The sequence below is a fragment of the Vibrio ouci genome, from assembly GCF_004551525.1.
Classification (GTDB): domain Bacteria; phylum Pseudomonadota; class Gammaproteobacteria; order Enterobacterales; family Vibrionaceae; genus Vibrio; species Vibrio ouci.
Genome location: NZ_SATR01000439.1, coordinates 1 through 334 on the forward strand (window position 1 = coordinate 1; position 334 = coordinate 334).

2 tRNA genes and 1 rRNA gene are annotated in these 334 nt (G+C 50.9%); all 3 read left to right on the plus strand.

Annotation, left to right across the window (positions count from 1 at the left end):
* Positions 1 to 89: ribosomal RNA gene (locus tag ELS82_RS26170) — 16S ribosomal RNA — on the plus strand; the annotation flags it as partial.
* 89 nt (positions 90 to 178) lie between these two features.
* Positions 179 to 254, plus strand: a tRNA-Glu gene (locus ELS82_RS26175).
* A gap of 2 nt (positions 255 to 256) precedes the next feature.
* Positions 257 to 332, plus strand: a tRNA-Lys gene (locus tag ELS82_RS26180).
* Positions 333 to 334: the final 2 nt, after the last annotated feature.

Consider the following 334-nt stretch of genomic DNA (forward strand, 5'->3'; position numbering starts at 1 on the left):
GGAGAACGCTTACCACTTTGTGGTTCATGACTGGGGTGAAGTCGTAACAAGGTAGCCCTAGGGGAACCTGGGGCTGGATCACCTCCTTATACGATGATTACTCACGATGAGTGTCCACACAGATTGATGGTTTATGTAGTTTAAGAGATGGAACACCCCCCAAGGTGTTCAACTTAGTGTCCCGTTCGTCTAGAGGCCTAGGACACCGCCCTTTCACGGCGGTAACAGGGGTTCGACTCCCCTACGGGATACCATTGGGTCGTTAGCTCAGTTGGTAGAGCAGTTGACTTTTAATCAATTGGTCGCAGGTTCGAATCCTGCACGACCCACCATT